Below are 23,916 nucleotides of genomic sequence, written 5' to 3' on the forward strand. Positions count from 1 at the left end.
GGAGATCGCGGGAATGACGGAGCAGCATTCGCCGACACGGCACTTCTGGCTGGGGGGCAAGCGGGCCGCCGAACAGGATCGATTCTTTCGAGAGGCCCTGGAACCGCTGGGCTGGAAGCCAGGAGACGAGACCCATTGGGATGCCGGCTGGGTCACCGGCATGCCCGATGCCGAACAGTTCCGCCGGGTCTCGCCGCAGCGCCGGCTCAACCACTTTCCGGGCAATGCGGCGCTCACCGTCAAGAGCCGGCTGCACGACAGCCTGGCGACGCTGCGTGAGCGCATTCACGAGAGCCACGGCGCCGACAGTGAACTGGCAGCGCGGCTGGCGTTCTTCCCTCGGGCCTACGTGATGCCCCATGACTATCATGCCCTCCAGGAGGCGGCCCGGACGAACCCGGGGCAGCGCTGGATCCTCAAGCCCACCAACGCCTCCAAGGGCAAGGGCGTCAGGGTGTTGCGCGACGTGGCCGAGGTGCCACTCGCACCCGACTGGATGGTCCAGGAGTACCTCGCCAATCCCCATACCATCCGCGGGCACAAGTATGTCCTGCGGCTCTATGTGCTGATCTCGGCCATCGAGCCGCTGCGCGTCTATCTCTATCGCCAGGGGTTCGCCAAGCTGGCCTCCGAACCCTGGGACCCCGAGGATGCCGACAACCCCTACAGCCAGTTGACCAACCCGGACATCAACGCCCTCAACACCCGGGCGGAGGTGCCCGTGGAGTTCATCGACCTCGACCGCTATCGGCAATGGCTCCGCGATCAGGGTCATGACGATGGCCGCCTCTTCGCACGGATCCAGGACCTGGTCGCCCTGACGGTGATTTCCGCGGTGGATGCCATTCGGCAGCGCACCGCCCGGGCCGGCGCCGACCCTCGGGGATGCTACGAGCTGCTGGGGCTCGACTGCCTGGTGGACGACACCCTCAAGCCCTGGATTCTCGAGTGCAACCTCAGCCCGTCGCTGGGCATCTGTGCCGGGCCGGAGAGTGGCGGGCGCATCGAGGAGGCCGTCAAGGGGGGGCTGGTCCGGGACATGATCTCGCTGCTGGGCATCGGTGGCGCCACGTCGCCGGCAGACGAGTCACCCGCTGCCAACGACGGCACCCATCTGGTCACCGAGGCCGAGGCGGAGCTGGCCCGCGCCGGAGACTTCCAGCGCCTGCTCCCGGCGGCGGAGCCGTCACGCTATCTGCCGTACTTCTCACTGCCGGGGCTCGCCGACTGCCTGTTGGCCGATGGCCTGGCGCGCCACGCGGTTCCCCGCCCGGTGCTGCAGCGCCGCCATGTGGCGGAACTGCTGGATGACGACCAGCTCGCGCTCTATGCCACCCATACCGGTCGCTACTACCGGCCCAACGACTCGGCGGCGCTGATCTGGCTGCTGGCGACGGAGGGACTGGACCCCGACGCCATTGCCCTCGAGCTGGCCCGTGCGGCAGTCACCGACGGCGACACCCCACCGGACCACGCGGCGCTGCGCCGTGACGTGTGGACCACACTGGCCCGCTGGTGCAGCGCCGGCCTGCTGTGTCAGCAGGGCGACCGGGCGGTGTCGTCGTCGACCGTCGCAGGGGAGTCGCCCTCGATGCCGTCGACCGCGACCTCGTCGGGCCGGGCCATGCAACTGGCGTTCGACGCCAAGCGCTGGGCCCTGTATCTCGACAGCGCCCCCGCCGCCGCCCGGCTATCGGCGCTGCTCGAGGGCCGGCTCGCGCCGCTGAGCGACGAGGCGGCGAGCCGATTGCCGCGGCTCGAGGTCCTGCGTGACCCGGCAGGCTACACCCTGGCGGCCGACGGCGAGGTGCTGGCGTCGCGACTGACGCTGGCGCAACTCGGCCCGGCGCTGCTGGCCCACCTGGTGCGCCAGGCCGCCACGGCGGAACGCCTGGTGATCGATGCCGGGCTGCTGGTCACCCCCCAGGGTTCGGGGGTGCTCTGCCTGTTCCCTGCCGGGGAGCAGCCCGGCGAAGCCTGGCAGCGGCTGGTGTCGACGTCGGGTGGTGTCCTGACGCGGGGGCTGCGGTTGGCCATGGCCGGGGCGCCAAGGGTCGAGTCGCTGGGCCTGCCCATGCCGGATGTGGCCGTCGGCGGCCCGGCCGGGGTCCCCGAGGCCGTCGAGATCCGCGGTGTGCTGCGCGCGCGCCTCGACGAGAACCCGGGTGATGCCCTGGAGCCGTCCTCCCCGCTGGACGTCCTGGGGGCGCTGCTGCCGTGCTGCGTCTCCGCCACCGGCGAGCCACTGGACGCGCACACGGTGACGGCGCTCGGCGAGTGGTTGTCCGGGCTCGACCGTCGCTCGGTGTCGCCTGGCGAGGAGGTGCTCTCCTCGACGGCGGTTTCCGCCTGGCTGGACACGCTTGGCGAGCCAGGAACCGTTGCCAGTTGGTCCGGGGCGGCCACGGCCAATGGTTGAGGGCTGCCGGCACCGGCAGATACCCGAGCAGAGGGCGGCGCCGCTCGATGGCGGTGACGCCGAGGAGAAGCCAGCCGCGAGGGCTGCCTTCATTGCACGACGGCATGCAGCCGCATGTCGCCCAATCGTCATCATGGAGGTCATGATCATGACACTGCAAGACGAGAAGCGTAGAAGCCTGTTGTGCCGTCTCAGCCGCCAGTTCGGCTACGCGGCCCCGGCACTGGTGCTGGTGGCCAGTGGCGCGGCCGTCCAGGCCGTGGCCGGCGAGACGTCGGCCGAACCCGCCTTCACCAGTGGCCAGGAAGCGCCCCTGATGCTGGCGGAGGCTCATGAGGAAGAGAAAAAAGAAGCAGAGGCTGAGGCAGAGGGTGAAGCCGAAGGTGAAGGCGAAGGTGAGGCCGAAGCCGAGGCCGAGGAGTAACCGATCTTCAGGCCCCTGAGCGGGTGGCCGGGCCGGACGCCACTGGCGCCGGCCACGGCCACGGCTTCCTTGACTTGCGAACAACAGGTGAACCGCCATGTCGCCCATAGCACACGCGTCATTTCCGCCGCAGGAGGGACTCATCGAGGAGAACTTCCTGGCGTTGTCACAGTTGAGGCATTTCGTCGGTGATCTGGCACCGGAGCACTACCGGCAGGCCTTCGGCCATCACGGACACCATACGCTCGGCAAGCACGTCCGCCATATCATCGACCATTACGACGCCCTGCTGAGCGGCCTGGAGGCCGATGGCGACGTGATCGACTACGAGCGTCGCCGTCGCGATGAGCTCCTCGAGCAGTGGCCGCAGCAGGCGGCTCAGCGACTGGCCGAGATCGAGGCGGCGCTGGCGGCTGCGATCGACCGGTGTCCATCGGTTCGATTGGGCCAGACCTATCACGTCGGCGACCGCGCGCTGCTACTGGAGACCAGTCTGGCGCGCGAACTCGCCTTCCTGACCAGCCACACCATTCATCACATGGCGATCCTCGGACTGCTGGCCGAGCAGGTCGGCATCGCCTTGCCCGAGGCGTTCGGGGTCCACCCTTCCACGCTGCGACATTGGCAGCGTGAAGCCACTGTTCCGGTATCGGCGAGGAGTGCCTGATGGCCAGGATGATACTGACGACATGGCTCCTGGCCCTCCTGTTGGCCGCGCCCGTGACGGCGGACACCCGCTGGCCCGAGCAGGGGTGGGAGGTGGTTCCCACGTCACTCGCCTATACAGAACTGCTCGAAGCCCTGCACGCCGCCGTCGCGGCCGAAGGGATGTTCGTCGTGACGGAGGCCGGGCCCACCGAGGCCGCGGCCCAGCGTGGCGAGTCGATTCCCGGCAATCGGGTGGTCGGCGTCTTTCGCAACGACTTCGCCGTGCGCACCCTGCGTCTCAGCGTCCCGGCCATGATCGAGGCGCCCATCCGCTTCTACGTCACCGAGAACGAGGATGGCAGCGCCACCCTGTCCTGGAAGACTCCGAGTCATGTGCTTGCTCCCTATGTCGAGGAGGGCGGCGAGGGGGTGGCGGAGATCGGCCGTGAGCTCGATGCCGTGTTCGAGGCCATCGCGAGCCGGGCGGTGAAGGGGGCAGAGTAGCTCGCTTCCCCCTCGTGCAAGGCCAGTAGATGCCCCCGAGACGTGAAGGCATTGGACCATTGACTATCACGCTCCTGGCTCGATGACCTGACATCATTCACCGAATGAGCCTGCCAGGAAAGACCCCCGGTTTTTCGCACTATATTGACTTTCGTCGGCTAGTTTCCCCCCGCATTGCTGTGCTCAAAGAGACCTCTATATCGCTATATCATGGGGATGAACATGGTTCTTCATGTCTCGTCGCCGTCCCTGTGAGGCGGAGTGCCGGCCTGCTTGTCGAGCGTAATCTCGAAATGTCTTCCGGTCTGATGAAGTAGTCTGAACTGCCGGTTACATTGCGTGCAGGCATGGCACATGGCGAGATGAAGATTGAGTGAAAGTTTTTCCTGGAATGTCAGTGAGGTGTCGAGCTGTTTGGACATCAGGCGAGTCGCCTCTTTGCACATCATCATCTTGAACATCATACCTTCTCCATGAGCCAGCCCCGCTCGATGCAGGCGTGCGAAAGCGACCAGCCGGGGCCTGGCGGCCACCAAGCGCTGCCTGTGGTCCTGCGTAACCTCCGCCGTGATCTGGATCCCGCTGTCTTTCCGGTCATGGCTGGCGTCTGGGGGAACCAGCACGATGGCGCACGGGATCCTGAGAGTTCCGTCGCCAGGCCTTGCTGCTCCTTACACCCCTCCTTCATCGATGACCGCTGCGCACAAGGGGCAGTTCTTTCAAGTGGGGAAACATCAGGTGTAATGATGCAGGCGATCTTCCCACTAAACAGGGAGGACCGGTTCACGGATGTGGCACCGCTGTTTCAGGTCAGTCATGTGGTAGCGGAAAGGTATCTGGACTGATGGGTTTCACCTGTATCAAGGCACGATCAGTCGCCGGAGGAGGATCTCATGACACCCTGTGTACTGCGCTATTCCGTGTTGAGTATCGCCCTGGGGCTTGCACCGCTGTCACCCGCACTCGCGGCGCCCCCCGGCCCGGATCCACCATTGGTGCCGGTGGTGTACTCCTTCGAGTCGTTCCGGGAGGCAGTACGCTCGGGAGGGCCCGGCAAGGACGGGATTCCGTCCATCGATCGCCCCCGCTTTCAGTCAGCAGAAGAGGCGACGCTGGAGGACGATGACAAGGTCATCGGTGTCTACCACCGTGGCCGGGCCAGGGCCTATTCCCAGCGCATCCTGGTCTGGCACGAGATCGTCAATGACGAACTGGGCGGTGAGGCATTGAGCATCACCTACTGCCCCCTGACGGGCACCGCACTGGGCTTCAAGCGGGGCGAGACCGAGTTCGGTGCCTCCGGCAAGCTGGTCAACAGCAACCTGGTCATGTATGACCGCGCCACCGACAGCGAATGGCCCCAGATCCTGGGAGTGGCCATCGACGGGCCCCTGGCGGGCCAGGGGCTGGAGGAGTTCCGGGTGTTCTGGACCACCTGGGGGGCCTGGCAGGCACGTCATCCCGAGACCGAGGTGCTGACCGACCAGACCGGCTTCGTCCGCAACTATCGACGCGACCCCTACGGGAGCTACAACCCGCTCGGCGGTTACTATGCCCCCGACAGCCGGCGGCTGTTCCCGGTGATGACCCGCGATGATCGTTTCCCGCCCAAGACCGAGGTCTTCGGCCTGCGTGGCCCGGAGGGCGCACTGGCCATTACCCGTGAGTCGCTGCGCGAGGAGGGCGTGGTCGATGTCGCGCTGGGCGAGCGTCGCTACACCGTCATTCATGACCCGGGGCTGGACACCGGCTGGGCCTTCCATAATCCCCAGGGAGTCGAGATCCAGTCAGCAGAACTCGATTTTACCGCCGAGGGTGTCACCGGACCGGGCATCGACTCGCTCGAGGCGGTGAATGGCTTCGAGGCCATGTGGTTCGCCTGGGCCGCCTTCTATCCCGACACCCATCTGTATGAGGGGCAGGAGGCGCCATGAAGCCGCTTGCCCGGGTCATCCTCCGGATGCTGTCGCGCCCCGCCACGGTCGTCGCCGTGAGCGTGATCATGGCCGCCTATACGCTGCTCTACCTGTGGTTGACCGGTGACATCGCCGAGGGGGGAACGGGTGATTGGCAGGCGGCCTTTCCCGCCTGGGCGCGGGCCTTCCAGACACGGGGCCCGTTCCAGTTCGAACCGGTGGGGCTGATCGGCCTGGGGGCGCTGGTGTGGACCTTCAGTCCGTTCAATACCCTGATCGCCGCTACCATGGGGTTGCTGGTGGGGTTGAACGTCGTGGCCGGCTGGTGGCTGTGGCGAGCCCCGCGGCAGTGTGGCCTGGGCGGGACGAGCACCGGCCTGCTGGGAGCCATTCCGGCGCTGCTGGCCGGCGGGGCCTGCTGTGCGCCCATAGTGCTCATCTGGCTGGGGCTGCCGATTGCCGGGGTCCTGGCCAGCCTGACGCCGCTCCTGGTTCCCGTCGCGCTGTTGCTGCTGGTGGCCGGGTTGTGGCTCAGCCTGCGTCGGCTGGTCGGGCAAGTCAGCCCCCGCTGACGTGCCGGCGCCACGATCTCGAAGACCGTGATCTGCCGCGGGACAGGGTGGCGGAAGCCCTGGAAGGCATCGCTATCGAGTCCGCCGGCGACTAGCGGGCGTCGTCCTCCTGCAGCTCCGGTGTGTGGCGTCGTCCCGCCTCGTGCAGCAGGTCGAACTGGCGGTTGCACTCGGTGCAGGCGTCGCACATCATCAGGTGCAGGCGTAGTGAGAGTCGTTCCTGGAACGTCAGGCGGCGGTCCTGCTTGAGCGACATCAGGCGGGTCGCCCCCTTGCACATCATCATGGCGTTTCCTCCCTCAGCCAGCCCTTCTCCAGGCAGGCACGCAAGCGTAGCCGGGCGCGGTGCAGGATCACCCAGCAGTTGTTCTCCTTGATGCCGATCTCCCGACAGATCTCTTCGGTAGAGAGCCCCATCAGCTCGCGCAACGAGAAGACCCGGGCAGCATTGTCCGGCAGCGCGATCATGCAGGCGTCGAACACCTGCCAGAAGTACTCGTTCTCGAAGATGGTATCAGGCTCTCCCCAACTGGCGGGGCGAGCGTAGTCCTGCCAGCGGCCATTCTGCTGGAACTGGCGATCGATGGCGTCGTCGTCACTCTCGTCTTCCAACGGCTGCCACTTGCCCTGGCGCTTCTGGGCGCGCAGCGAGTCGAGAATCTTGTACTTGAGGATACCGAAGACCCAGGTCTCGTAGCCGGAGCGTCCGGCGAAGCTCGCATCCTTCTCGATGGCGGCCGTCAGGGCCTCCTGCACGGCATCCTCCGCCAGGGCGTTGTCACGCAGGTGCAGGCGGGCGAAGGAGAGCAGTCGAGGCCGCACGGCCGTCAGGCGTTCCATGCGTGTGGCCGATCCGGTCATGCCGTCATCCTCATCCCCCTGGAGGATCGTCTCGTCCGTCATGTGGTGTTCGCTCCCGAGTCATGCTGGTTCGTCCATTATGGCAAGACACTCTGTCGATGTCGTTTCCTGCTCTCTCCGGAGGACACTCTATCGAAGATTCTTCTGGAAAATGCATAGCGCCAAGCCGTCTTCATGGTGATGATATATTGCGAAAGAAAATTTCCTTTTCCTCTACAAATGTCCAAGGGCTCGCGATAGGTAATCCTGACCAGAATCTCTCCGTTGAGGAGAGGCACAATGAAACGCGCAACCACGGTCGCGACAGTTGTCATGACGGCAATTCTGATCCTTGGTCAGGCCTGCGCCATGCGAAACAATGGCCCCTTCATCCTGACGGAGGTAATGCGCCCTCTCACCGATTCAACGGTGTCGCTCATTATCAGTTACAGGTGGATGAGCCGTCCCTCGTCACGATCAGAAGCCGTGGAATGAACAGCGGGGGTGCGCCTCATGTGGCCTGAAAGCCGTCCTGCGTGATGGTAATGGCAACATCGTTACCCGGACCCATCGAGGCGGTGGGGAGTTCATCATCAAGCAGCGCCTTGAACAGGGTGACTATGTACTCGAGGTCCACGCCAACAAGTTCGGCGGGCGAGCCGATACCCTGGACCACTACTACCTCAATACACGCATCGAGTGAGCGTTCAGTGAAAGCCGGGTGACCCATCGGTGTGATGGTTGGCATGCAGATGTCTCATTGAACAGTTGCGGATGGGGCGAGACGGGGGAAATCGAGGGCGAGTCGCTGCAGGTCCTGCGGCCGGTCCACATCCCAGACGCTGGTCGGACAGGCCAGTCGCCAGCCGAGCTCACGGGCTCGCCGTCGGGTCTGGGCCATCACCCGTGACGTGCCCCAGTCGATGGCGGCGAAGAGTTGCGGATCGGCGCGTCGGGCTCCGACCAGGGCATAGCCACCGTCCTCTGCGGGCAGGAAGACGGCGTCTGCCCGGTCCAGGGCCTTCCGGCAGCCTTGCAGCAGCACCGGCGTGAGCATGGGGCAGTCGCAGCCGATCAACAGCCCCGGGCCGGCCATGGTGCTCAGGGCGTGATGCATGCGCACCCCCAGGTGACCCTCCGGCTGGGCGCGCAGTTCGATGCCGTAACGGTCGGCCAGCTCGAGGAACAGCGAGTGGCCGTGATCCAGTGCAGTCCACAGGGTGATGCGGTGGGCCGACGTGGCGGCCGCGGCGATCTCCAGGGCATGGCGCAGCAGGGCGGCATGCAGTCGGGCGGCACCTTCGGCGCCGAGCACCGGGATCAGCCGGGTCTTCGTCTCGCCGGGGATCGGTGCCTTGGCCAGTATCGCCAGGGGAAAGTCAGCGGACATGACGATATTCCCGGGCCAGGGCCTCCGGCGATGCGCCCCGCCAGTAGCGAAAGCGCAGCCGCCACATCAGGGAGATCGTCGCCCAGGCGCCCTGCTGCTCCCAGCGCCGGCCGCTGCTCACCACCTTGTGGCGCAGGCAGGCGGGGGGAGAGAGGCATTTCAGTCGACGAGACATCTCGATGTCCTCCATCAGGGGTTGCTCGGGAAAGCCTCCCACGGTGGTGAATGCCTCACGGGTCATGAAAAGCGCCTGGTCGCCGGTGGCGATGCCGGTGAGCCGGGACCGGATATTCATGGCCGTGGCGATGACCGGCAGCATGGGGTGCCGGCCCTCGAGCCTGATATCGAAGCGCCCCCAGCAGTGACGCCCGGCCAGCGCCCTGTCGATCAGGAGATCGGCGCGTCGTGGCAGCCGGGTGTCGGCATGCACAAAGAGCAGTTGGCTGCCCCTGGCGGCGTGGGCCCCCGTGTTCATCTGCACGGCGCGCCCGGGTGGGCACTGGATGATTCGCGTGGCCACGGGGCAGGCCTTGGCGAGGGTGTCGTCTCGGCTGCCGCCGTCCACCACGATGATCTCGGCACCGCACAACCACAGGCCCAGCAGTCGATCGAGCCGGGCCTCGATGGTGGCCGCCTCGTCGAGGACGGGGATGATGACGCTCAGTCGCGGCGCTGCTGACATGGCAGGCGGTCCTGTCCAGAGTCGTGGTGGTCGGCTTGTCCATGTTGTGTCGTGCCGGAGCCCCGTATCTTACCGCACCCTCATGGTGTCGATAGCGATGCGAGGGCGTAAGGGGGGCAGGCTTGTTGCCACTAAACGGTATGGCGTGGCATTCGTAAACCTGGCCATCTCCCAGAGGGAGGCGTGTCATGAACGGCTTGAGTAGTATGACCTCGATTTCTCATCCCCAGTGCCTGCAGTGACCATGGCGTGATTCCAGGCGCGAGTGACACGACGGGCATGCCCATCCGGCCAGGCTCGGGGACATGAGGCTTATGCTGTCGGGAGAAGGGGAGGGTCAGCCATGACACTCTTGAGCCGCATCGGTTACATGCTGAGCTGCTGGCTCTCCTGCCCGCGACCCTGGCACCGGGCCGAGACCCGCATCGAGCGTGATGTGCTGGCCTGCCTGCGGCCGGGTGATGTGCTGCTGGTCGAGGGTTCCTCACGGCTGAGTACGGTGATCAAGTACTTGACCCAGTCCTCCTGGTCCCATGCCGCGCTGTTCGTCGGCAGTGAGGTGGCCGAACGAGCCGGCGGACGCCCCGGGGCCTGCTTCGTCGAGGCCGACCTCGCCGAGGGCGTGCGGGTGGTGGGATTCGATGAGTACGCTGGCTGTCCACTACGCATCTGCCGGCCGATGGGGCTCGGGGCCGAGGATATCGAGACGCTGGCAAGGTTTGCCTGTCGGCGCGTGGGGCATCGCTACGACCTGCGCAACATCTTCGATCTGGCCCGCTACCTGCTGCCCTTGCCGCCCGTGCCGGCACGCTGGCGCCGACACATGCTGTCCCTGGGTAGCGGTGATCCCACCCGGGCGATCTGCTCGACCCTGATCGCCCAGGCCTTCCAGGCGGTACGCTATCCGATCCTGCCCACCGAGGAGTGGCAGGACGATCCACGGCGCTGTAGCGGATGCCGCCGTCGGGTATTGCGGCGTCGACACTACAGCCTGTTCACGCCGCGTGACTTCGACCTCTCGCCCTACTTCGAGATCGTCAAGCCGGTCCTCGTCGATGGCTTCGACCCCCGACGCCTGGCATGGAGCGAGACCGAGGACGCGTTGCCGGAGATGTGACGGGCTCGTCAGGCCGACAGCTCGATGAGCGAGCCGCCGGCATCCTCGGCGTCCTCCCGGTCGTGGGTGACCAGCAGGCTCGGCAGGCCGGCCTCGTGCAGTCGGGAGAACACCAGCTGTCGCATCTCGTGGCGCAGATGGGTATCGAGTTTGGCGAATGGCTCGTCGAGGAGCACGGCACAGGGGGCGGAGAGCAGCAGGCGCATAAGGGCGACCCGCGCCTGCTGGCCACCGGAGAGCGTCGCCGGGTCGCGGTCGCCGAAACCGGCCAGGCCGATCTCCCCCAGGGCGGCCTCGACCCGGGCCGACTTGTCGGGGGTGGCGCGTGGCATGCCGAAACGCAGGTTGCCGGCCACCGAGAGATGCGGGAACAGCAGCGGATCCTGGAACAGCAGGCCGATGCCGCGCCGTTCGGCCGGCAGTCGGGTGATGTCGCGGCCGTCGAGGCGTACCCGCCCCGTGGCCTGGAACGCCGGTGCCAGGAAGCCCGCCACGAAGGCCAGCAGGGTCGACTTGCCCGAGCCGGACGGGCCCATCACGGTGAGCACCTCGCCGGGGCCGACCGCGGCATCGAGTTCGAGCAGCGTCACTTCGCCCAGGGTGATCCGGATCTCCTCCAGGGCCAGATGGTGGTGGTCGTTCATGGTGCTCCTCGCATGCCTCGGCGGTTGGACCACAGCAGCCGCGGCAGGCCGATGGCGATGGTGAAACCCACCAATGGCAGGCTGGCCTGGACCAGCGCCCAGACCCCGATCACCCGCCGGTTGCCACCGGCAGCCAAGGCCACCGCCTCGGTGGTCACGGTGGGCACGCGACCGGCGCCGAGCAGTTGGGTGGGCAGGTACTGGCCGATGCTGACCGCCAGCCCCACGGCGCAGGCGGTGAGCATCGGCGCCAGCAGCAGTGGCAGGCGCACCCGCCAGAAGGCGGCGTTGCGCGAGGCGCCGAGCGTGAGGGCCAGCCGCGTCCAGCGCGGGTCGAAGCGCCGGTAGGCCTCGGAGAGCGACAGGAACACGTAGGGCAGCACGAACAGCAGGTGGCCGAAGATCACCAGGCCATGCTGCGGTCGGGTGCCGAGCGACTCCATGACCACCACCAGGCCGAACAGGAAGGCGATCTGCGGCACGATCAGCGGCAGATAGAGCAGCCCCAGCGCGGAAAGGAGCCGCCCCTGAGCCGGCTGGCGCCCGGTGCGCTGCTCGTTCTCCAGGGCGGCCAGGGCCAGGGCCACGGCGATCAGCGTCGACGCGACGGCGATGATGGCGGTCGAGCTCGCCGGACCCGCCAGCGACGGTAGCGCGCGAACCCAGTGCGTGGTCGTGACGCTCTGTGGCAGGGCGTCGGGAAAGCGCCAGAAGCCGGCCACCGAATAGAGGGCGAGGCCGGCGATGCCGATGAAGGCGATCAGGCTGGCCAACAGGATCAGCCCCTTGCCGGCCAGGCGCAGCGGCTTCTCGCCGTGGCGACGTCCGCCACGGTGAATCCAGTGCCGCCCCAGGCGAGCAATGAGACATTCAAGGCACCACCAGGTCGCCAGCGCCGCGGCGGTGACGCCGAGCTGCAGCACCGCCCCGGCCGAGGCCATGAAGCGCCGGCTCAGGTCGGGGTCGTTGAACCAGGTGAGGATCGACACGCTGAGCGTCGATGGCAGGGTGGGGCCGAGGATCAGCGCGACGTCCACCACCGAGGTGGCGTAGGCGATCACCGCATAGATCGGCAGGCGGATCAGCGGGTAGAGCGCCGGGGCGACGACCTTGAGCCAGGCGATGGTCGGCCGGTAGCCGAGCGAGCGGGCGATGGCCACTCGCCGCTGGGGATCGAGCTGGGGCAGGGCCGCCAGGCTCATCAGCAGCAGGAAGGGAATCTCCTTGATGATGAGCCCCGCCATCAGCGAAAGGCCCCAGGGGTCCTGGACGATCAGCAGGTCCGGTGGTCGCTCCCAGCCGGTCAGCCCCGGCGAGACCAGCCGGGCCACCAGGCCGGAGGGGGCGATCAGGAACGCCAGGCCGAAGGCGGCGGCGGCATGGGGGATCGACAGCAGCGGCGAGACCAGCCGGCGAATCCAGTGATCGAGTCGACTGCCTGTGGCAGAGGCCAGGAACAGCAGCACCACGACGAGCGACACCGCGGTGGTGACCAGGCCGCTGGTGAAACTCACTGTCACCGAGCGCCACAGGCCGGGCTGGGCGAGCAGCTGCCGCCAGGGGGCCAGGCCGAAGGCGTCGCCGCCCAGCGCCGGCAGGTAGCCGAAGGCCGGCAGAATGGCCATGGCCAGGCCGGCGAGGATGGGGCCGACCAGCAGGGTGACGATCAGCACGGGAGCGAGGCGCAGGATCATCGCGGTCGCGCCTCGTCACCGGCCGCGGCGCAGGGGGCCACCGTCATCAGTTACGCACATAGCGCTCGAGCCAGGCCTCCTGCAGGGCGGTCATCCAGCTCGGGTGCGGCTCGGGAAGCGTCTGCGCCAGGGCGTCGGCAGGCAGCATGGCCGGATTCTCCTCGTCCAGGGCGAAGAGCGCCTGGGCCTGTTCATCGAGGCGCGCCACGTCGAGCACGGTGCGGTCACCCCACATCGCCAGGTCCTGCTTGCGGGCCTGGGCCTCCGGGGAGAGCAGGAAGTCGGCGACCACCATGGCACCGGCCTTGTGAGGCGAGTTGAAGGGAATGGCGACGAAGTGCACGTTGCCGAGGGTGCCGCCATCCAGCACATAGCTGCGGGTGGTGGGCGGAAGCTCGGAGTCGGCCACCGCGGCCGCCGGTTCCGAGGGGATGAAGGTGAAGGCCAGCGCCAGTTCGCCGTCGCTCATCAGGTTGCGCAGCTCCGGGCCGCTGGCGGGGAACTGCCGGCCGCCGCGCCACAGGTGAGGGTGCAGGGTGTCCAGGTAGTCCCACAGCGGGGCGGTGACGGCGGCGAAGTCGCTCTCCTCCACCGGGGCATAGAGCGCCTCGTCGGCGTCGCTCAGGGTGAGCAGTGCCTGCTTGAGGAAGGTGCTGCCGGTGAAGTCGGGAATGCGGGGGTAGGTGAAGCGGCCGGGGTTGGCCTCGGCCCAGGCGAGCAGTGCCTCGATGTCACGGGGCGGGGATTCGATTTCGGCACTGTCATGGTAGAAGGTGATCTGCGCCTTGCCCCAGGGCGCCTCGAAGCCTTCGGTGGGCAGAGTGAAGTCGGTGACCACCTCGGGATTGTGCTCGGGGTAGGTGAGGGCGAAATTGGGTAACCGCTCGGCGAAGGGACCGAACAGCAGGTCGGCCGCCCTCATGGCGGCGAAGTTCTCGCCGTTGATCCAGATCAGGTCGATGCTGCCGTCCTCGCGGTTGCCAGCGGACTTCTCGGCCAGGACCCGAGACACGGCGGCGCCGGTGTCGTCGAGCTTCACATGCACCACCGTCACATCGTACTCGTCCTGCATGCGCTGGTTGACCCACTCGAGGTAGCGATTGGTGCGGGTGTCGCCCGCCCAGGCATTCCAGTAGACGGTCTGGCCGCGGGCCTCGTCGCGCACGGCGTCCCAGTCGGCGGGATCCGGGGCGGCATGCAGCGGCATGGACAGCAGCAGGGCGAGCGGGGCGGCGGCGAGGGTACGACTCGGCATCGAAGGAATCCTTCTTCAATTCATGGCGGTATTCAGCGCGCCCTCGAGGGTGCGGAATTCATCCTGCACAAGCGTGATGGCCGGCAGGGAGAGATAGTGGTCGACCCGGTCGCGCACATGGGCGATCAGCGCCTCGTCGCTGAGCTCGGCGGACCAGTCCTCGCCGCGGGCATGGGCGTCACGGGTCCGGCGATGGCTGGCACGCCACTTGGCGCACCAGGTCAGTGACCAGAGCCACATGGCGCGGCGACAGGCCAGCAGGGCCGCGGTGTCGCCGTCGAAGCCGGTGGCCGTCATCCAGCGGTGGTAGAAGTCGGCCACCTGCTCCGCTGACAGCTCGGCACGGCTGACGAGGTCCCAGGTAGTCGAGGTATAGAGGCTGGCATGGGCCAGGTCGAAGCCGGGCAGGCCGTAGCGGCACTTCTCCAGGTCCACCAGCACGGCGCGTCCCGAGTCGGTGATCAGGAAGTTGCCCGGGTGGGCATCGAAGCTGATCAGCCGAGGCTCGGCGTCGGGCAGCCGCTGCGGCAGGGCGGCGAGCTCGACCTCGATGCGCCGTCGCACCTCCGGCGCGAGGTCCGCCCGATCCAGAAAGCGGGCCTGTGCCGCGACCTCGTGACGCATGGCGGCCCAGGGATCGCCAGGCGCCTGCAGCGGTTCGCGCTGTCCGGAGGGCGGTATTTCCAGGGCGTGCAGGCTGGCCAATGCCTCGGCGATGGCCGGGAGGTCATCCGGCAGGTGCGCCGGCCGGCCGCGAATGGCGCTGACCAGCAGGCCGCCCCGCGGCAGGTCGTTGGACGGGGGGAGGACCCCGTGCAGTGCGGGCGTGTGCCCGCTCTCGCTCGCCCGGGCGAAGCAGGCCGCCTGGTAATCGAGGTTGGCCCGTGCCCCCAGCCCCAGTTGGCTCTGCTTGGGCAGGCGGGCGACCCAGTCGATGGCATCGCGCTCCAGCCAGACGTGGTGATGGGCCAGGCCGGTATCGGCCATCGGCTGCATCGAGAGGATCCCGGCGTGGCGGCCGGCCCGTGTCAGTGCCGCGGCCAGGCGATCACACAGGTCGTGCCGGGTTTCCGGGGAGACAGGGGAGGAAACGTTGTTCGGCATGGCCTTCCTCGACATCGGGATGGTCGGTCTGTAGGTGGTCGGGCGAGTGCTGCTTTCCTTACATCCCTGGCGGCAATACACCGGCGATGGAACGACCGGGACCAGCAGCCTGCGGTTAAGGTGAATCCGCGCGCTGTAAGTAATCGTGTCCATTGCCTACCAAACCAGATCGCTGGCAAGCAGCGGTGCGACATGACCCTTTGGGTCTCCAAGAGAATAGCTCTGATAAACAAGAGCTTGACCTGAAATGTCATCACGGAGGTGGAAATCATGTCACAGCATGACGACAAACGCCGCAGGCTGCTAGGCCGCCTGAGCAGACAGTTCGCCTATACGGCTCCGGTACTGGCGCTGGTGGCCGGCGGGGCGGTCCTGCAGGCCACGGCGGACGATACCTCGACCGAGGCAGGCTTTGCCTCCGTTACCGAAGCGACTCTTCTGCTCGCCAGCAATCATGCCGCAGCCGAGGGAGAGGCGGAAGGGGAGGCCGAAGCCGAGGGAGAAGCGGAAGGGGAGGCCCAGTCGAGTGACGCGGTGCAGCGGCCCGACGACTACACGCCCGGCTACAGCGAGACGGACGAGAACCCGCAGGAGCTGCTGGCGCAGGGTGAGGAGCTCTATTACGACACCTCGTTGAGCACCAACGGCCTGTCCTGCGCCTCCTGCCACGGCAGCGACGGCCAGGACGAGGGCTACAAGGCCACCTTCGAGCAGCCCTTCCCACATCAGGTGGCGATGGCCGGCGACCAGTTCGGTATGCCCGAGGTTCATGCCGACGAGATGGTGCAGGTCTGCATGGTGGCGCCCATGGAGGCCGAGCCGCTGGAGTGGGAGGGCGAGGCCCTGCAGTCGCTCTCTGCCTATATGGTGGAGGTACAGCGTCGTTTTGCCGGTGAACCTCACGACCTCTGATCACGGCCAGGGATGTTCTCCACGACCGGTGCCGCCCTGCGGCACCGGTGCCCTGCAAGCCCCCGGGTCGAGTCGATCATCCCGGGCGCCGCTCGCCGACGGGTGACTGCTGTTGCGGTAACGATCTTCTTCTGCCTACGCTGATATCGGCAACGGCTGAACCACGGCGTGCCATCGCGACTCTCAAGGGCAGAAGACGCAGGGCAGGGTAAACTATGACGAGTGGACTCCGCGGGGCCATGGCCAGGCGCATGCTGCTGCCGTTCAGCTTGCTATGTCTGGTGCTTGGGGGTCTGCTGGCTTGGCACGCCCAGGCCCAGCAGGAGGAGCGGACCGCCCTGGTGATGACCGTCGACGGGGCCATCGGCCCGGCCACCAGCGACTACTTCCAGCGTGGGCTGCGCAAGGCGGAGGAGGGCAATGCCGAGCTGGTGGTGGTGCAGATGGACACCCCCGGCGGGCTGGACGCCTCCATGCGCAGCATGATCCGCAGCATGCTCAACTCACCCGTCCCCGTCGCCATCTATGTCTCGCCGAGTGGTGCCCGCGCGGCCAGTGCTGGCACCTACCTGCTCTACGGCAGCCATGTGGCGGCGATGGCCCCGGCCACCCACCTGGGCTCGGCGACGCCGGTACAGATCGGCGGCGGTGGCGGCCTACCGGGGCTGGGCGACGAGGAGGAGGAGGAGGACGGCAACGGCGGCGGTGTCCGGGCGGAGGAAGAGAGTGCCACCGGCGATGACGGTGATGCCGCCAACGGTGACGATGCCGCTGCCAGCGATGACGAGGAAGCCGTATCCGATGATGACGAGGCCAGTGAGGAGGCCGCCGAGGGCCCGCGCCGTGGCGAGACCGCCATGGAACGCAAGGTGCTGGAGGATGCCGTGGCCTATATCCGCTCCCTGGCCGAACGCCATGGTCGCAATGCCGACTGGGCCGAGGAGGCGGTGCGCGAGGCGGTCAACCTCACCGCCGACGAGGCGCTGGAACGCCAGGTCATCGACGTGGTGGCCGGCGATCTCGACGACCTGCTGGCACAGGTCGATGGTCGCGAAGTGGTGATGGAACATGGCGAGCGAACGCTGGAGACGAGCGAGCTGGTCATCGTGCGCTTCGATCCGGACTGGCGTACCGAACTGCTCTCGGTGATCACCAACCCCAATGTCGCCTATTTCCTGATGATCATCGGCTTCTACGGGCTGATCTTCGAGCTCTCCAACCCGGGGAGCCTGGTGCCGGGTACCATCGGCATCATCTCGCTACTGCTGGCGCTGTTCGCCTTCCAGGTGCTGCCGATCAACTACGCGGGGCTGGCGCTGATCCTGGTGGGACTGGGGCTGATCGTGGGCGAGGCGCTGATGCCCAGTTTCGGCATTCTGGGGATTGGCGGCATCGTCGCCTTCGTGATCGGATCGGTGATACTGATGGATGCGGAAAACCTGAGTGTCTCGCTGCCGATGATCGGCGGCATCGCCCTGCTGGCCGCCGCACTGATGCTGTGGGTGATGACGCGCTTCGTGGGGCTCAGGCGTCGGCCGGCGAGAACCGGCGAGGAGGAGCTCGTCGCCAGCGAGGCCACGGTGCTGGAGGATTTCGAGGGGCAGGGGCATGTCCGGCTGCACGGGGAGCGCTGGAATGCCCGCAGTTCCCGGCCGCTGCGCAAGGGGCAGGTCGTGCGGGTGCGGGCCATCGACGGGCTGACCGTCGATGTCGTGCCGCTCGAGGAGAGTGACCGAGGCGGGAACGACTGAAGCGTTCGCGTCGTATCGTTCAAGGCGTACTGTTCAAACCGTACAGGGAGAACCCGTCATGATGATTTCCTATCTCGTTCCGGTCGTCCTGCTGCTCATGCTGATTGCGGCCTCGATCCGTATCCTGCCGGAGTACAAGCGCGGCGTGGTGTTCTTCCTCGGTCGCTTCCAGGCGGTGAAGGGGCCAGGGCTGATCATCGTCATCCCCGGCATCCAGAAGATGGAGGTGGTCGACCTGCGGGTGATCACCATGGACGTGCCGGAACAGGACGTCATCTCCCAGGACAACGTCACCGTCAAGGTGAATGCGGTGCTCTACTTCCGGGTGGTGGACCCGGAGAAGGCCATCATCCAGGTCGAGCATTTCGTCAATGCCACCAGCCAGCTGGCCCAGACCACGCTGCGTTCGGTGCTCGGCAAGCACGACCTGGACGAGATGCTCTCCGAGCGTGACAAGCTCAACGACGACATCCAGGAGATCATCGATGCCTCGGCGGAGGGCTGGGGGATCAAGGTGGCCAACGTCGAGATCAAGCACGTCGACCTCGATGAAAGCATGATCCGTGCCATTGCCCGCCAGGCCGAGGCCGAACGCGAACGGCGGGCCAAGGTGATCCATGCCGAGGGCGAACTGCAGGCCTCGAAGAAGCTGGTCCAGGCGGCCAACGTGATGTCAGAGAACTCCGCCGCCCTGCAACTGCGTTATCTACAGACCATGAGTGACATGAGCAACAAGAATGCCTCGACCATCGTGGTGCCGCTGCCCATGGACATCATGGAGGCCTTCCGGCAGATGAAGGCCTCCCCCGCGGCGCAGGCCCGTGCCGGCCAGGCGACACCGGATAGTGGCGGCGACACCTGATCCGGCCGTGGCACTGCCCCCTCGGGTGCGCCGCAGCATGAACTCTGCTAGACTCTCGCGCTCGTTATCGGGGCAGTTGGCCGGAGTCCGCCTCCGTCTCCGTCTCCTGCCCGATTCTCAAGAGCACGGGAAACGACGCAACGTGATGACCCCCCTGACAGGGCTGGCCACGCCGCCCTAGCGCACCCTCCTTTTCCCGAGGTGCCGTGCCCAGCGGCTACGGCCCCTCGATCCATGACATCACGCCGATGTCCCGGGCGCCCCTGCGTGCCCACCCTGCTCGATACGAACTACCTCGCCCTCGACGGACTGCACCACCACCGGTGCGGCCAATGGCATGGCATTGCACGACATACCCTGGCGCCTCACGGCATTCCAATCACCCCTGACTGGACCGCAGCATGTACGAAAAAATGAAACTGAGCTGGTTCTCCAACCTCAAGGGCGACACCCTCTCCGGCATCGTCGTGGCACTGGCCCTGATCCCCGAGGCCATCGCCTTCTCGATCATCGCCGGCGTCGACCCCAAGGTCGGCCTCTATGCCTCCTTCGCCATCTGCGTGATCATCGCCTTTGCCGGCGGCCGTTCCGGCATGATCTCCGCGGCCACCGGCGCCATGGCGTTGCTGATGGTCACCCTGGTCAAGGAACATGGTCTCGAGTACCTGCTGGCCGCCACCCTGCTCACCGGGGTCATCCAAATCATCGCGGGCTACCTGAAGCTCGCCGATCTGATGCGCTTCGTCTCGCGCTCGGTGGTCACCGGCTTCGTCAACGCCCTGGCGATCCTGATCTTCATGGCCCAGCTGCCGGAGCTGACCGGGGTGACCTGGCATGTCTACGCCATGACCGTCGCCGGCCTGGCGATCATCTATGGCTTCCCCTACCTGCCGGTGGTGGGCAAGACCATTCCGTCGCCGCTGGTCTGCATCCTGGTGCTGACCGCGGTCTACATGATCACCGGCATGGAGATCAGAAGCGTTGGCGACATGGGCGAGCTGCCGGACAGCCTGCCGGTGTTCCTGTGGCCCGACGTGCCGCTCAACCTCGAGACCCTGGGGATCATCCTGCCCTACTCGCTGATGTTGGCCGTGGTGGGGCTGCTGGAGTCGATGATGACCGCCACCATCGTCGACGACCTCACCGACACCCGCAGCGACAAGAACCGCGAGTGCAAGGGCCAGGGCATCGCCAACATCGGCGCCGGCCTGCTCGGCGGCATGGCGGGCTGCGCGATGATCGGCCAGTCGGTGATCAACATCAAGTCGGGGGGGCGGCGCCGCATGTCGACGCTGATCGCCGGTGTCGCGCTGCTGCTGATGGTGGTCTTCCTCGCCGACTGGGTGTCGCGGATCCCCATGGCGGCGCTGGTGGCGGTGATGATCATGGTCTCCATCGGTACCTTCAGCTGGAGCTCCATCCGCGACCTGAAGAAGCATCCCATGAGCACCAACATGGTGATGGTGGTCACCGTGGTGGTCACCGTGGGCACCCATAACCTGGCCATCGGCGTCTTCGTCGGCGTGCTGATCGCCGCCATGAACTTCGCCAACAAGGTCGGCAACATCTTCTATATCGGCTCCGAGGAAGCCGAACAGGGCCGCCATCGCGTCTACAAGGTGGTGGGACAGGTGTTCTTCGCCTCCTCCGAGCGCTTCGGCAACGCCTTCGACTTCAAGGAGACCGTGGAGAAGGTGACCATCGATCTCTCCCGTGCCCACTTCTGGGACATCACCGCCGTCCAGGCCCTGGACCGGGTGGTGATCAAGTTCCGCCGCGAGGGCACCGAGGTGGAGCTGATCGGCCTCAACGAGGCGAGCGCCACCATCGTCGATCGCTATGCGGTGCATGATGATCCCGAGGCCGTCGAGAAGCTGATGGGCGGCCATTGATTCGAGACAAGCCTCCGGGCCATCGGGTGGGCGTACCCCTGTGACGCCTTGGGCCGATGGTGTAGAACTTGTGTAACGGCGGGCCGAGGCGATCGGGCCCGCCGCCAACCCACGCCAGCTCGGGAAACGACAAGATGACAGATCAGGTGATGGCCGCCATCGACGGCTCGCAGTTCTCGGAAGGGGTGTGCGATTACGCCGCCTGGGCCAGCCTGGCGCTCGGCGCGCCGCTGACCTTCCTCCACGTGGTGGACAACCACCCCCAGACCGCCGAGGCTGACCTCTCCGGCAACATCGGGCTGGGCTCCCGCGAGCACCTGCTCGAGGAGCTGGCTACCCTCGACGAGCAGCGCGCCAAGGTGGCCCAGGAGCAGGGCCGGCTGATGCTCAAGGCGGCCAGGGAGCGGGCCGTCGAGGACGGGGTGAGCGAGCCCGCCACCCGCCAGCGCAACGGCACCCTGGTGGAGACACTCGAGGAGCTGGAGAGCGAGATCCGCCTGTTGGTCATGGGCAAGCGCGGTGAGACCGCCCACCAGGCGAGCGAGCACCTGGGATCCAACCTGGAGCGGGTGGTGCGCACCCTGCACCGGCCGATCCTGATGGTGCCCCCAATGGAGCCGAATAGCTTCAAGCGCCCAGAGAAGGTGATGATCGCCTTCGACGGCAGCAAGACCACCCGCAAGGGAGTGGAGATGCTGGCCAGGAGCCCGCTGTTCAACGGCATCCCCTGCCATGTGGTGATCGTCGGTGCCGAGACCGGCGACAACCGCTCACAGCTCGACTGGGCGTTGTCGACGCTGCGCGACGCCGGCCACGAGGCTGAGGGCGCGATCCGCGCCGGTGAGGTGGAAGAGGCCCTGCGTGCCTATCAGAACGAGCACGGCATCGACCTGCTGGTGATGGGCGCCTATGGCCACTCGCGGATCCGTCACCTGCTGGTGGGCAGCACCACCACCGGCATGCTGCGCAAGGCCAGCGTACCGGTGCTGCTGCTGCGGTGATCCCCGGCCGCGACCGAGGCACACGACACCGCCGGCCCGGGGCCGGCGGTGTCGTGTCAGGGGCCCTTCGCTTCCGGGCTGGCCAGCACCCCCTGTGCCAGCGTCCAGCCGATGACCAGAAACACCAGCATTCCGCCCAGTACCAGGGAGAAGTCGGCGCCCAGATCCAGCGCCACGCCCAGTATCGCCGGGGCGATGCCGGTGGAGAAGACCATACAGGCGCTCAGGGTGGCGCGCACCGTGCCGAGGTGCTCGGCCCCCCAAAGCCGCACCAGCAGGCTGGTGGCGATCGGTTCCTGGGATCCCATGGCGAGCCCGCCACCGACCATCAGCGCCCAGACCCCGGCGTGGCCGCCGATCGCGAGGGCCACCACCAGCGCCAGCGCAAAGGGCAGCAGGTAGAGCCGCGCCAGGCGCACCGGCCCCAGCCGGTCGACCCAGCGCCCGCCGAGCAGGGCGCCGGGCAGCTTGGCCAGCCCCATGCCGGTCAGCGCCAGGGCGTAGACGCCCAGGGTGCTGCCGAGGTCTGCGGTCATGCGCGCCTGGTAGATGAACAGCCCCGTCATGGTCACCGGCAGGATCATCAGCAGCGGCAGCAGGCGCCAGAAGCGCGGGTCGCGGAAGGGGCGCGGGCCGTCACGGCGTTGGCCGCGCTGCGGGCGTAGCCCCGGCGCCCCGGGCCAGGGGCCACGTACCAGCAAGGGTATCCACAGGCCGGCCAGCACCAGCACGAAGAGCCACCAGAGTTCCCGCCAGCCGAGCCATACCAGCAGCGCCGCCATCAGCGGCGGCAGCGCCGTCTCGCCGAGCATGATGCCCATGCTCACGAGCCCCAGGGCACGGCCGCGCATGGCCACGAACTCGCGCCCCGCCAGGGTGTTGCCCAGATGCGTCATCATCCCCTGGCCGCACAGGCGCACCAGGCCCAGGCCGAGCAGCCCCAGCCCCCACCAGGGGGCGAGCGTCAGCAGCAGTACCCCGATCAGCAGCGTGCCGAGCACGAGCATGGCGAAGCGTCGTGGCGGGATCCAGTCGATGCTGGGCCCCAGGCGCAGCATGGCGAAGCCGGCGACCAGGGTCACCAGGGCGTAGGCGCTGCCGAACTGGCCGGCGGACAGGCCCAGTCGCTCGCTGATCGGGGCCTGGAACAGGCCAATGAAGAAGCTCTGGCCCAGGCTCGAGGTGAACAGCGCCAGGAAGGCGATGCCGAGCAGGCCGCGGTGGTCCCGCAGCAGGGTGCGGTAGCCCATGATGACCTCCCTGTGATGCATGGGGTGCGGTAGCCGAACCACGATGGCAAGATGGGGCTTCTCCGGGTCGACTCGTCGAAGCGGCATATCTTATCAGCCATACCGGGGCGGTGTGGCACCCGGACGGTGCCTGTCCCCCCTGGCGTCAGGGAGATTGTGATGAATCATCCCGAACTCGAGATGGAAGGCGTCCGTGAACGACTCCTGGCCATGCGTACCGAACTGCTCGAGGAGAGCGAGTCGAGCCGCGACGCCCGTGATACCGTGATGCTCGACCAGACCTCGGTAGGGCGGCTGTCGCGCATGGATGCCCTGCAGGGGCAGGCCATGGCCAAGGCCGAGGAGGAACGGCGCCAACTGGCGTTGCGGCGCATCACGGCGGCCCTGGCACGCATCGACCGAGGCGAATATGGCGAATGCATCGAGTGCGGAGAGTGGATCGCCACGAAACGGCTCGAGTGGGACCCCCTGGTGCTCAAGTGCATCGACTGTGCCGAATGATGAGGTAGAATCGACTGCATGTAATTTTCTAGGCAGATAGTATTGCTGCGTCTTTACCAGTCTTCCAGGAGAAAAACAGATGACCATCGTTCGACACGACACCAAGGCGCGCATGAGCCGCGCCGTGATCCACAACGGCATCGCCTACCTGTGCGGTCAGGTGGCCGGCCCCGAGGCGCGTCACGGCGACATCGCCGAGCAGACCGAGAGCATGCTGGCGCGCCTCGATGCGCTGCTCGCCGAGATCGGCTCCGATCGCGAGCACCTGCTGACGGCGACGATCTACCTCAAGGAGGGCCACGACTTCGCCGCCATGAACGCGGTGTGGGATGCCTGGGTGCCCACCGGCCACGCCCCGGCCCGGACCTGCGTCTGCGCCCCCATGCCCGCCGACGAGCTGAAGGTCGAGATCACCGTCACGGCCCAGGTCATCGGCGAATACAGCTACTGAATCAAGACGGGCGGTACCCTCGAGTCACACTCGGGGATGCCCTAGATATCGAGCGCCGCAGAGACTCGGGTAGTTCCTGGCGGAGGC

Annotated in this window: 26 protein-coding genes; 15 read left to right on the forward strand and 11 right to left on the reverse strand. The window is 66.9% G+C overall.

Annotated elements, in window-relative coordinates:
- The first annotated feature begins 13 nt into the window (after positions 1 to 13).
- The 4 genes from QLQ85_RS14080 to QLQ85_RS14095 all read left to right on the forward strand — a co-directional run bounded on the left by QLQ85_RS14080 (position 14) and on the right by QLQ85_RS14095 (position 3,995).
- Positions 14 to 2,419: a PqqD family peptide modification chaperone gene (locus tag QLQ85_RS14080; protein WP_282739582.1), complete on the forward strand. Its 2,406-nt coding sequence runs from the start codon at positions 14 to 16 to the stop codon at positions 2,417 to 2,419.
- A 148-nt stretch (positions 2,420 to 2,567) separates the two neighbouring features.
- The gene (locus QLQ85_RS14085; RefSeq protein WP_282739583.1) at positions 2,568 to 2,843 is read left to right on the forward strand and encodes a hypothetical protein; all 276 of its coding nucleotides are present in this window, start codon (positions 2,568 to 2,570) and stop codon (positions 2,841 to 2,843) included.
- Positions 2,844 to 2,940: 97 nt separating this feature from the next.
- Positions 2,941 to 3,510 (forward strand): DinB family protein, encoded by a 570-nt coding sequence (locus QLQ85_RS14090; protein ID WP_282739584.1) that lies wholly within the window; start codon positions 2,941 to 2,943, stop codon positions 3,508 to 3,510.
- Positions 3,510 to 3,995: a DUF302 domain-containing protein gene (locus QLQ85_RS14095; RefSeq protein WP_282739585.1), complete on the forward strand. Its 486-nt coding sequence runs from the start codon at positions 3,510 to 3,512 to the stop codon at positions 3,993 to 3,995. Before QLQ85_RS14090 ends, QLQ85_RS14095 begins: the two co-directional genes overlap by 1 nt.
- A gap of 230 nt (positions 3,996 to 4,225) precedes the next feature.
- On the opposite strand, the gene QLQ85_RS14100 is transcribed toward QLQ85_RS14095, so the two are convergent.
- A complete protein-coding gene (locus QLQ85_RS14100; RefSeq protein ID WP_282739586.1) occupies positions 4,226 to 4,459 on the reverse strand; it encodes a zf-HC2 domain-containing protein in 234 nt (77 codons plus the stop codon).
- A 429-nt stretch (positions 4,460 to 4,888) separates the two neighbouring features.
- Between QLQ85_RS14100 and QLQ85_RS14105 the strand changes: the two genes are divergently transcribed.
- Both QLQ85_RS14105 and QLQ85_RS14110 read left to right on the forward strand, forming a co-directional pair.
- A complete protein-coding gene (locus QLQ85_RS14105) occupies positions 4,889 to 5,929 on the forward strand; it encodes a DUF3179 domain-containing protein (RefSeq protein ID WP_282739587.1) in 1,041 nt (346 codons plus the stop codon).
- On the forward strand, positions 5,926 to 6,483 hold the full coding sequence (locus tag QLQ85_RS14110) for a hypothetical protein (protein ID WP_282739588.1): 558 nt from the start codon (positions 5,926 to 5,928) through the stop codon (positions 6,481 to 6,483). The genes QLQ85_RS14105 and QLQ85_RS14110 overlap by 4 nt, the downstream gene beginning before the upstream one ends.
- A 91-nt stretch (positions 6,484 to 6,574) precedes the next feature.
- Here QLQ85_RS14110 and QLQ85_RS14115 read toward each other — a convergent pair whose 3' ends face one another.
- Together QLQ85_RS14115 and QLQ85_RS14120 are read right to left on the reverse strand one after the other, a co-directional pair.
- Positions 6,575 to 6,769, reverse strand: a complete 195-nt coding sequence (locus tag QLQ85_RS14115; RefSeq protein WP_282722065.1) for an anti-sigma factor family protein — start codon at positions 6,767 to 6,769, stop codon at positions 6,575 to 6,577.
- Positions 6,766 to 7,386, reverse strand: a complete 621-nt coding sequence (locus tag QLQ85_RS14120; protein ID WP_282739589.1) for a sigma-70 family RNA polymerase sigma factor — start codon at positions 7,384 to 7,386, stop codon at positions 6,766 to 6,768. Before QLQ85_RS14120 ends, QLQ85_RS14115 begins: the two co-directional genes overlap by 4 nt.
- Before the next feature lie 237 nt (positions 7,387 to 7,623).
- On the opposite strand from QLQ85_RS14120, the gene QLQ85_RS14125 reads away from it, so the two are divergent.
- Positions 7,624 to 7,818 (forward strand): hypothetical protein, encoded by a 195-nt coding sequence (locus QLQ85_RS14125; protein ID WP_282739590.1) that lies wholly within the window; start codon positions 7,624 to 7,626, stop codon positions 7,816 to 7,818.
- Between the two features lie 16 nt (positions 7,819 to 7,834).
- Here QLQ85_RS14125 and QLQ85_RS14130 read toward each other — a convergent pair whose 3' ends face one another.
- The 3 genes from QLQ85_RS14130 to QLQ85_RS14140 are packed head-to-tail and all read right to left on the reverse strand — an operon-like array spanning position 7,835 to position 9,395.
- Positions 7,835 to 8,071: a hypothetical protein gene (locus QLQ85_RS14130; RefSeq protein WP_282739591.1), complete on the reverse strand. Its 237-nt coding sequence runs from the start codon at positions 8,069 to 8,071 to the stop codon at positions 7,835 to 7,837.
- A 9-nt stretch (positions 8,072 to 8,080) separates the two neighbouring features.
- Positions 8,081 to 8,713, reverse strand: a complete 633-nt coding sequence (locus QLQ85_RS14135; RefSeq protein WP_282739592.1) for a TIGR04282 family arsenosugar biosynthesis glycosyltransferase — start codon at positions 8,711 to 8,713, stop codon at positions 8,081 to 8,083.
- Positions 8,703 to 9,395, reverse strand: coding sequence for a TIGR04283 family arsenosugar biosynthesis glycosyltransferase (locus QLQ85_RS14140; protein WP_282739593.1), 693 nt, complete (start codon positions 9,393 to 9,395; stop codon positions 8,703 to 8,705). Before QLQ85_RS14140 ends, QLQ85_RS14135 begins: the two co-directional genes overlap by 11 nt.
- A 343-nt stretch (positions 9,396 to 9,738) precedes the next feature.
- Between QLQ85_RS14140 and QLQ85_RS14145 the strand changes: the two genes are divergently transcribed.
- On the forward strand, positions 9,739 to 10,512 hold the full coding sequence (locus QLQ85_RS14145; protein ID WP_282739594.1) for a YiiX/YebB-like N1pC/P60 family cysteine hydrolase: 774 nt from the start codon (positions 9,739 to 9,741) through the stop codon (positions 10,510 to 10,512).
- A gap of 8 nt (positions 10,513 to 10,520) precedes the next feature.
- Here the strand turns inward: QLQ85_RS14145 and QLQ85_RS14150 are convergent, their stop codons facing one another.
- Genes QLQ85_RS14150 through QLQ85_RS14165 form a run of 4 tightly spaced genes read right to left on the reverse strand, consistent with a single transcriptional unit; the run spans position 10,521 to position 15,209 of the window.
- The gene (locus QLQ85_RS14150) at positions 10,521 to 11,156 is read right to left on the reverse strand and encodes an ATP-binding cassette domain-containing protein (RefSeq protein ID WP_282739595.1); all 636 of its coding nucleotides are present in this window, start codon (positions 11,154 to 11,156) and stop codon (positions 10,521 to 10,523) included.
- Complete coding sequence (locus QLQ85_RS14155; protein ID WP_282739596.1) at positions 11,153 to 12,850, reverse strand: ABC transporter permease; 1,698 nt, start codon at positions 12,848 to 12,850, stop codon at positions 11,153 to 11,155. The genes QLQ85_RS14150 and QLQ85_RS14155 overlap by 4 nt, the downstream gene beginning before the upstream one ends.
- 46 nt (positions 12,851 to 12,896) lie before the next feature.
- The gene (locus tag QLQ85_RS14160) at positions 12,897 to 14,105 is read right to left on the reverse strand and encodes an ABC transporter substrate-binding protein (protein WP_282739597.1); all 1,209 of its coding nucleotides are present in this window, start codon (positions 14,103 to 14,105) and stop codon (positions 12,897 to 12,899) included.
- Between the two features lie 15 nt (positions 14,106 to 14,120).
- Positions 14,121 to 15,209, reverse strand: coding sequence for an aminoglycoside phosphotransferase family protein (locus QLQ85_RS14165; RefSeq protein WP_282739598.1), 1,089 nt, complete (start codon positions 15,207 to 15,209; stop codon positions 14,121 to 14,123).
- Positions 15,210 to 15,479: 270 nt separating this feature from the next.
- Between QLQ85_RS14165 and QLQ85_RS14170 the strand changes: the two genes are divergently transcribed.
- From QLQ85_RS14170 to QLQ85_RS14190, 5 genes are all read left to right on the forward strand, one after another.
- Positions 15,480 to 16,121, forward strand: coding sequence for a hypothetical protein (locus QLQ85_RS14170; RefSeq protein ID WP_282739599.1), 642 nt, complete (start codon positions 15,480 to 15,482; stop codon positions 16,119 to 16,121).
- Between the two features lie 215 nt (positions 16,122 to 16,336).
- Positions 16,337 to 17,872, forward strand: coding sequence for an NfeD family protein (locus QLQ85_RS14175; RefSeq protein ID WP_282739600.1), 1,536 nt, complete (start codon positions 16,337 to 16,339; stop codon positions 17,870 to 17,872).
- Between the two features lie 58 nt (positions 17,873 to 17,930).
- Positions 17,931 to 18,734 carry a slipin family protein gene (locus tag QLQ85_RS14180; protein ID WP_282739601.1) on the forward strand — a complete coding sequence of 268 codons (804 nt, stop codon included), beginning with the start codon at positions 17,931 to 17,933 and terminating at the stop codon, positions 18,732 to 18,734.
- A gap of 401 nt (positions 18,735 to 19,135) precedes the next feature.
- A complete protein-coding gene (locus QLQ85_RS14185) occupies positions 19,136 to 20,626 on the forward strand; it encodes a SulP family inorganic anion transporter (RefSeq protein WP_282739602.1) in 1,491 nt (496 codons plus the stop codon).
- Between the two features lie 134 nt (positions 20,627 to 20,760).
- A complete protein-coding gene (locus QLQ85_RS14190; RefSeq protein ID WP_282739603.1) occupies positions 20,761 to 21,627 on the forward strand; it encodes a universal stress protein in 867 nt (288 codons plus the stop codon).
- A 56-nt stretch (positions 21,628 to 21,683) separates the two neighbouring features.
- Here the strand turns inward: QLQ85_RS14190 and QLQ85_RS14195 are convergent, their stop codons facing one another.
- Positions 21,684 to 22,877: an MFS transporter gene (locus QLQ85_RS14195; RefSeq protein ID WP_282739604.1), complete on the reverse strand. Its 1,194-nt coding sequence runs from the start codon at positions 22,875 to 22,877 to the stop codon at positions 21,684 to 21,686.
- Between the two features lie 159 nt (positions 22,878 to 23,036).
- On the opposite strand from QLQ85_RS14195, the gene QLQ85_RS14200 reads away from it, so the two are divergent.
- Positions 23,037 to 23,378, forward strand: coding sequence for a TraR/DksA family transcriptional regulator (locus QLQ85_RS14200; RefSeq protein ID WP_282739605.1), 342 nt, complete (start codon positions 23,037 to 23,039; stop codon positions 23,376 to 23,378).
- A 79-nt stretch (positions 23,379 to 23,457) separates the two neighbouring features.
- The gene (locus QLQ85_RS14205) at positions 23,458 to 23,829 is read left to right on the forward strand and encodes a RidA family protein (protein WP_282739606.1); all 372 of its coding nucleotides are present in this window, start codon (positions 23,458 to 23,460) and stop codon (positions 23,827 to 23,829) included.
- The last annotated feature ends 87 nt before the right edge of the window (positions 23,830 to 23,916 follow it).

It is taken from the genome of Halomonas kalidii (genome assembly GCF_030010475.1).
Taxonomy (GTDB): Bacteria; Pseudomonadota; Gammaproteobacteria; order Pseudomonadales; family Halomonadaceae; genus Halomonas; species Halomonas heilongjiangensis.

Excerpts from the sequence above, each read along its gene's own strand:
- QLQ85_RS14080 (WP_282739582.1), top strand. The coding sequence starts at position 14 with ATGACGGAGCAGCATTCGCCGACACGGCACTTCTGGCTGGGGGGCAAG.
- QLQ85_RS14085 (WP_282739583.1), top strand. The coding sequence starts at position 2,568 with ATGACACTGCAAGACGAGAAGCGTAGAAGCCTGTTGTGCCGTCTCAGC.
- QLQ85_RS14090 (WP_282739584.1), top strand. The coding sequence starts at position 2,941 with ATGTCGCCCATAGCACACGCGTCATTTCCGCCGCAGGAGGGACTCATC.
- QLQ85_RS14095 (WP_282739585.1), top strand. The coding sequence starts at position 3,510 with ATGGCCAGGATGATACTGACGACATGGCTCCTGGCCCTCCTGTTGGCC.
- QLQ85_RS14100 (WP_282739586.1), bottom strand. The coding sequence starts at position 4,459 with ATGATGTTCAAGATGATGATGTGCAAAGAGGCGACTCGCCTGATGTCC.
- QLQ85_RS14105 (WP_282739587.1), top strand. The coding sequence starts at position 4,889 with ATGACACCCTGTGTACTGCGCTATTCCGTGTTGAGTATCGCCCTGGGG.
- QLQ85_RS14110 (WP_282739588.1), top strand. The coding sequence starts at position 5,926 with ATGAAGCCGCTTGCCCGGGTCATCCTCCGGATGCTGTCGCGCCCCGCC.
- QLQ85_RS14115 (WP_282722065.1), bottom strand. The coding sequence starts at position 6,769 with ATGATGATGTGCAAGGGGGCGACCCGCCTGATGTCGCTCAAGCAGGAC.
- QLQ85_RS14120 (WP_282739589.1), bottom strand. The coding sequence starts at position 7,386 with ATGACGGACGAGACGATCCTCCAGGGGGATGAGGATGACGGCATGACC.
- QLQ85_RS14125 (WP_282739590.1), top strand. The coding sequence starts at position 7,624 with ATGAAACGCGCAACCACGGTCGCGACAGTTGTCATGACGGCAATTCTG.
- QLQ85_RS14130 (WP_282739591.1), bottom strand. The coding sequence starts at position 8,071 with ATGCCAACCATCACACCGATGGGTCACCCGGCTTTCACTGAACGCTCA.
- QLQ85_RS14135 (WP_282739592.1), bottom strand. The coding sequence starts at position 8,713 with ATGTCCGCTGACTTTCCCCTGGCGATACTGGCCAAGGCACCGATCCCC.
- QLQ85_RS14140 (WP_282739593.1), bottom strand. The coding sequence starts at position 9,395 with ATGTCAGCAGCGCCGCGACTGAGCGTCATCATCCCCGTCCTCGACGAG.
- QLQ85_RS14145 (WP_282739594.1), top strand. The coding sequence starts at position 9,739 with ATGACACTCTTGAGCCGCATCGGTTACATGCTGAGCTGCTGGCTCTCC.
- QLQ85_RS14150 (WP_282739595.1), bottom strand. The coding sequence starts at position 11,156 with ATGAACGACCACCACCATCTGGCCCTGGAGGAGATCCGGATCACCCTG.
- QLQ85_RS14155 (WP_282739596.1), bottom strand. The coding sequence starts at position 12,850 with ATGATCCTGCGCCTCGCTCCCGTGCTGATCGTCACCCTGCTGGTCGGC.
- QLQ85_RS14160 (WP_282739597.1), bottom strand. The coding sequence starts at position 14,105 with ATGCCGAGTCGTACCCTCGCCGCCGCCCCGCTCGCCCTGCTGCTGTCC.
- QLQ85_RS14165 (WP_282739598.1), bottom strand. The coding sequence starts at position 15,209 with ATGCCGAACAACGTTTCCTCCCCTGTCTCCCCGGAAACCCGGCACGAC.
- QLQ85_RS14170 (WP_282739599.1), top strand. The coding sequence starts at position 15,480 with ATGTCACAGCATGACGACAAACGCCGCAGGCTGCTAGGCCGCCTGAGC.
- QLQ85_RS14175 (WP_282739600.1), top strand. The coding sequence starts at position 16,337 with ATGACGAGTGGACTCCGCGGGGCCATGGCCAGGCGCATGCTGCTGCCG.
- QLQ85_RS14180 (WP_282739601.1), top strand. The coding sequence starts at position 17,931 with ATGATGATTTCCTATCTCGTTCCGGTCGTCCTGCTGCTCATGCTGATT.
- QLQ85_RS14185 (WP_282739602.1), top strand. The coding sequence starts at position 19,136 with ATGTACGAAAAAATGAAACTGAGCTGGTTCTCCAACCTCAAGGGCGAC.
- QLQ85_RS14190 (WP_282739603.1), top strand. The coding sequence starts at position 20,761 with ATGACAGATCAGGTGATGGCCGCCATCGACGGCTCGCAGTTCTCGGAA.
- QLQ85_RS14195 (WP_282739604.1), bottom strand. The coding sequence starts at position 22,877 with ATGGGCTACCGCACCCTGCTGCGGGACCACCGCGGCCTGCTCGGCATC.
- QLQ85_RS14200 (WP_282739605.1), top strand. The coding sequence starts at position 23,037 with ATGAATCATCCCGAACTCGAGATGGAAGGCGTCCGTGAACGACTCCTG.
- QLQ85_RS14205 (WP_282739606.1), top strand. The coding sequence starts at position 23,458 with ATGACCATCGTTCGACACGACACCAAGGCGCGCATGAGCCGCGCCGTG.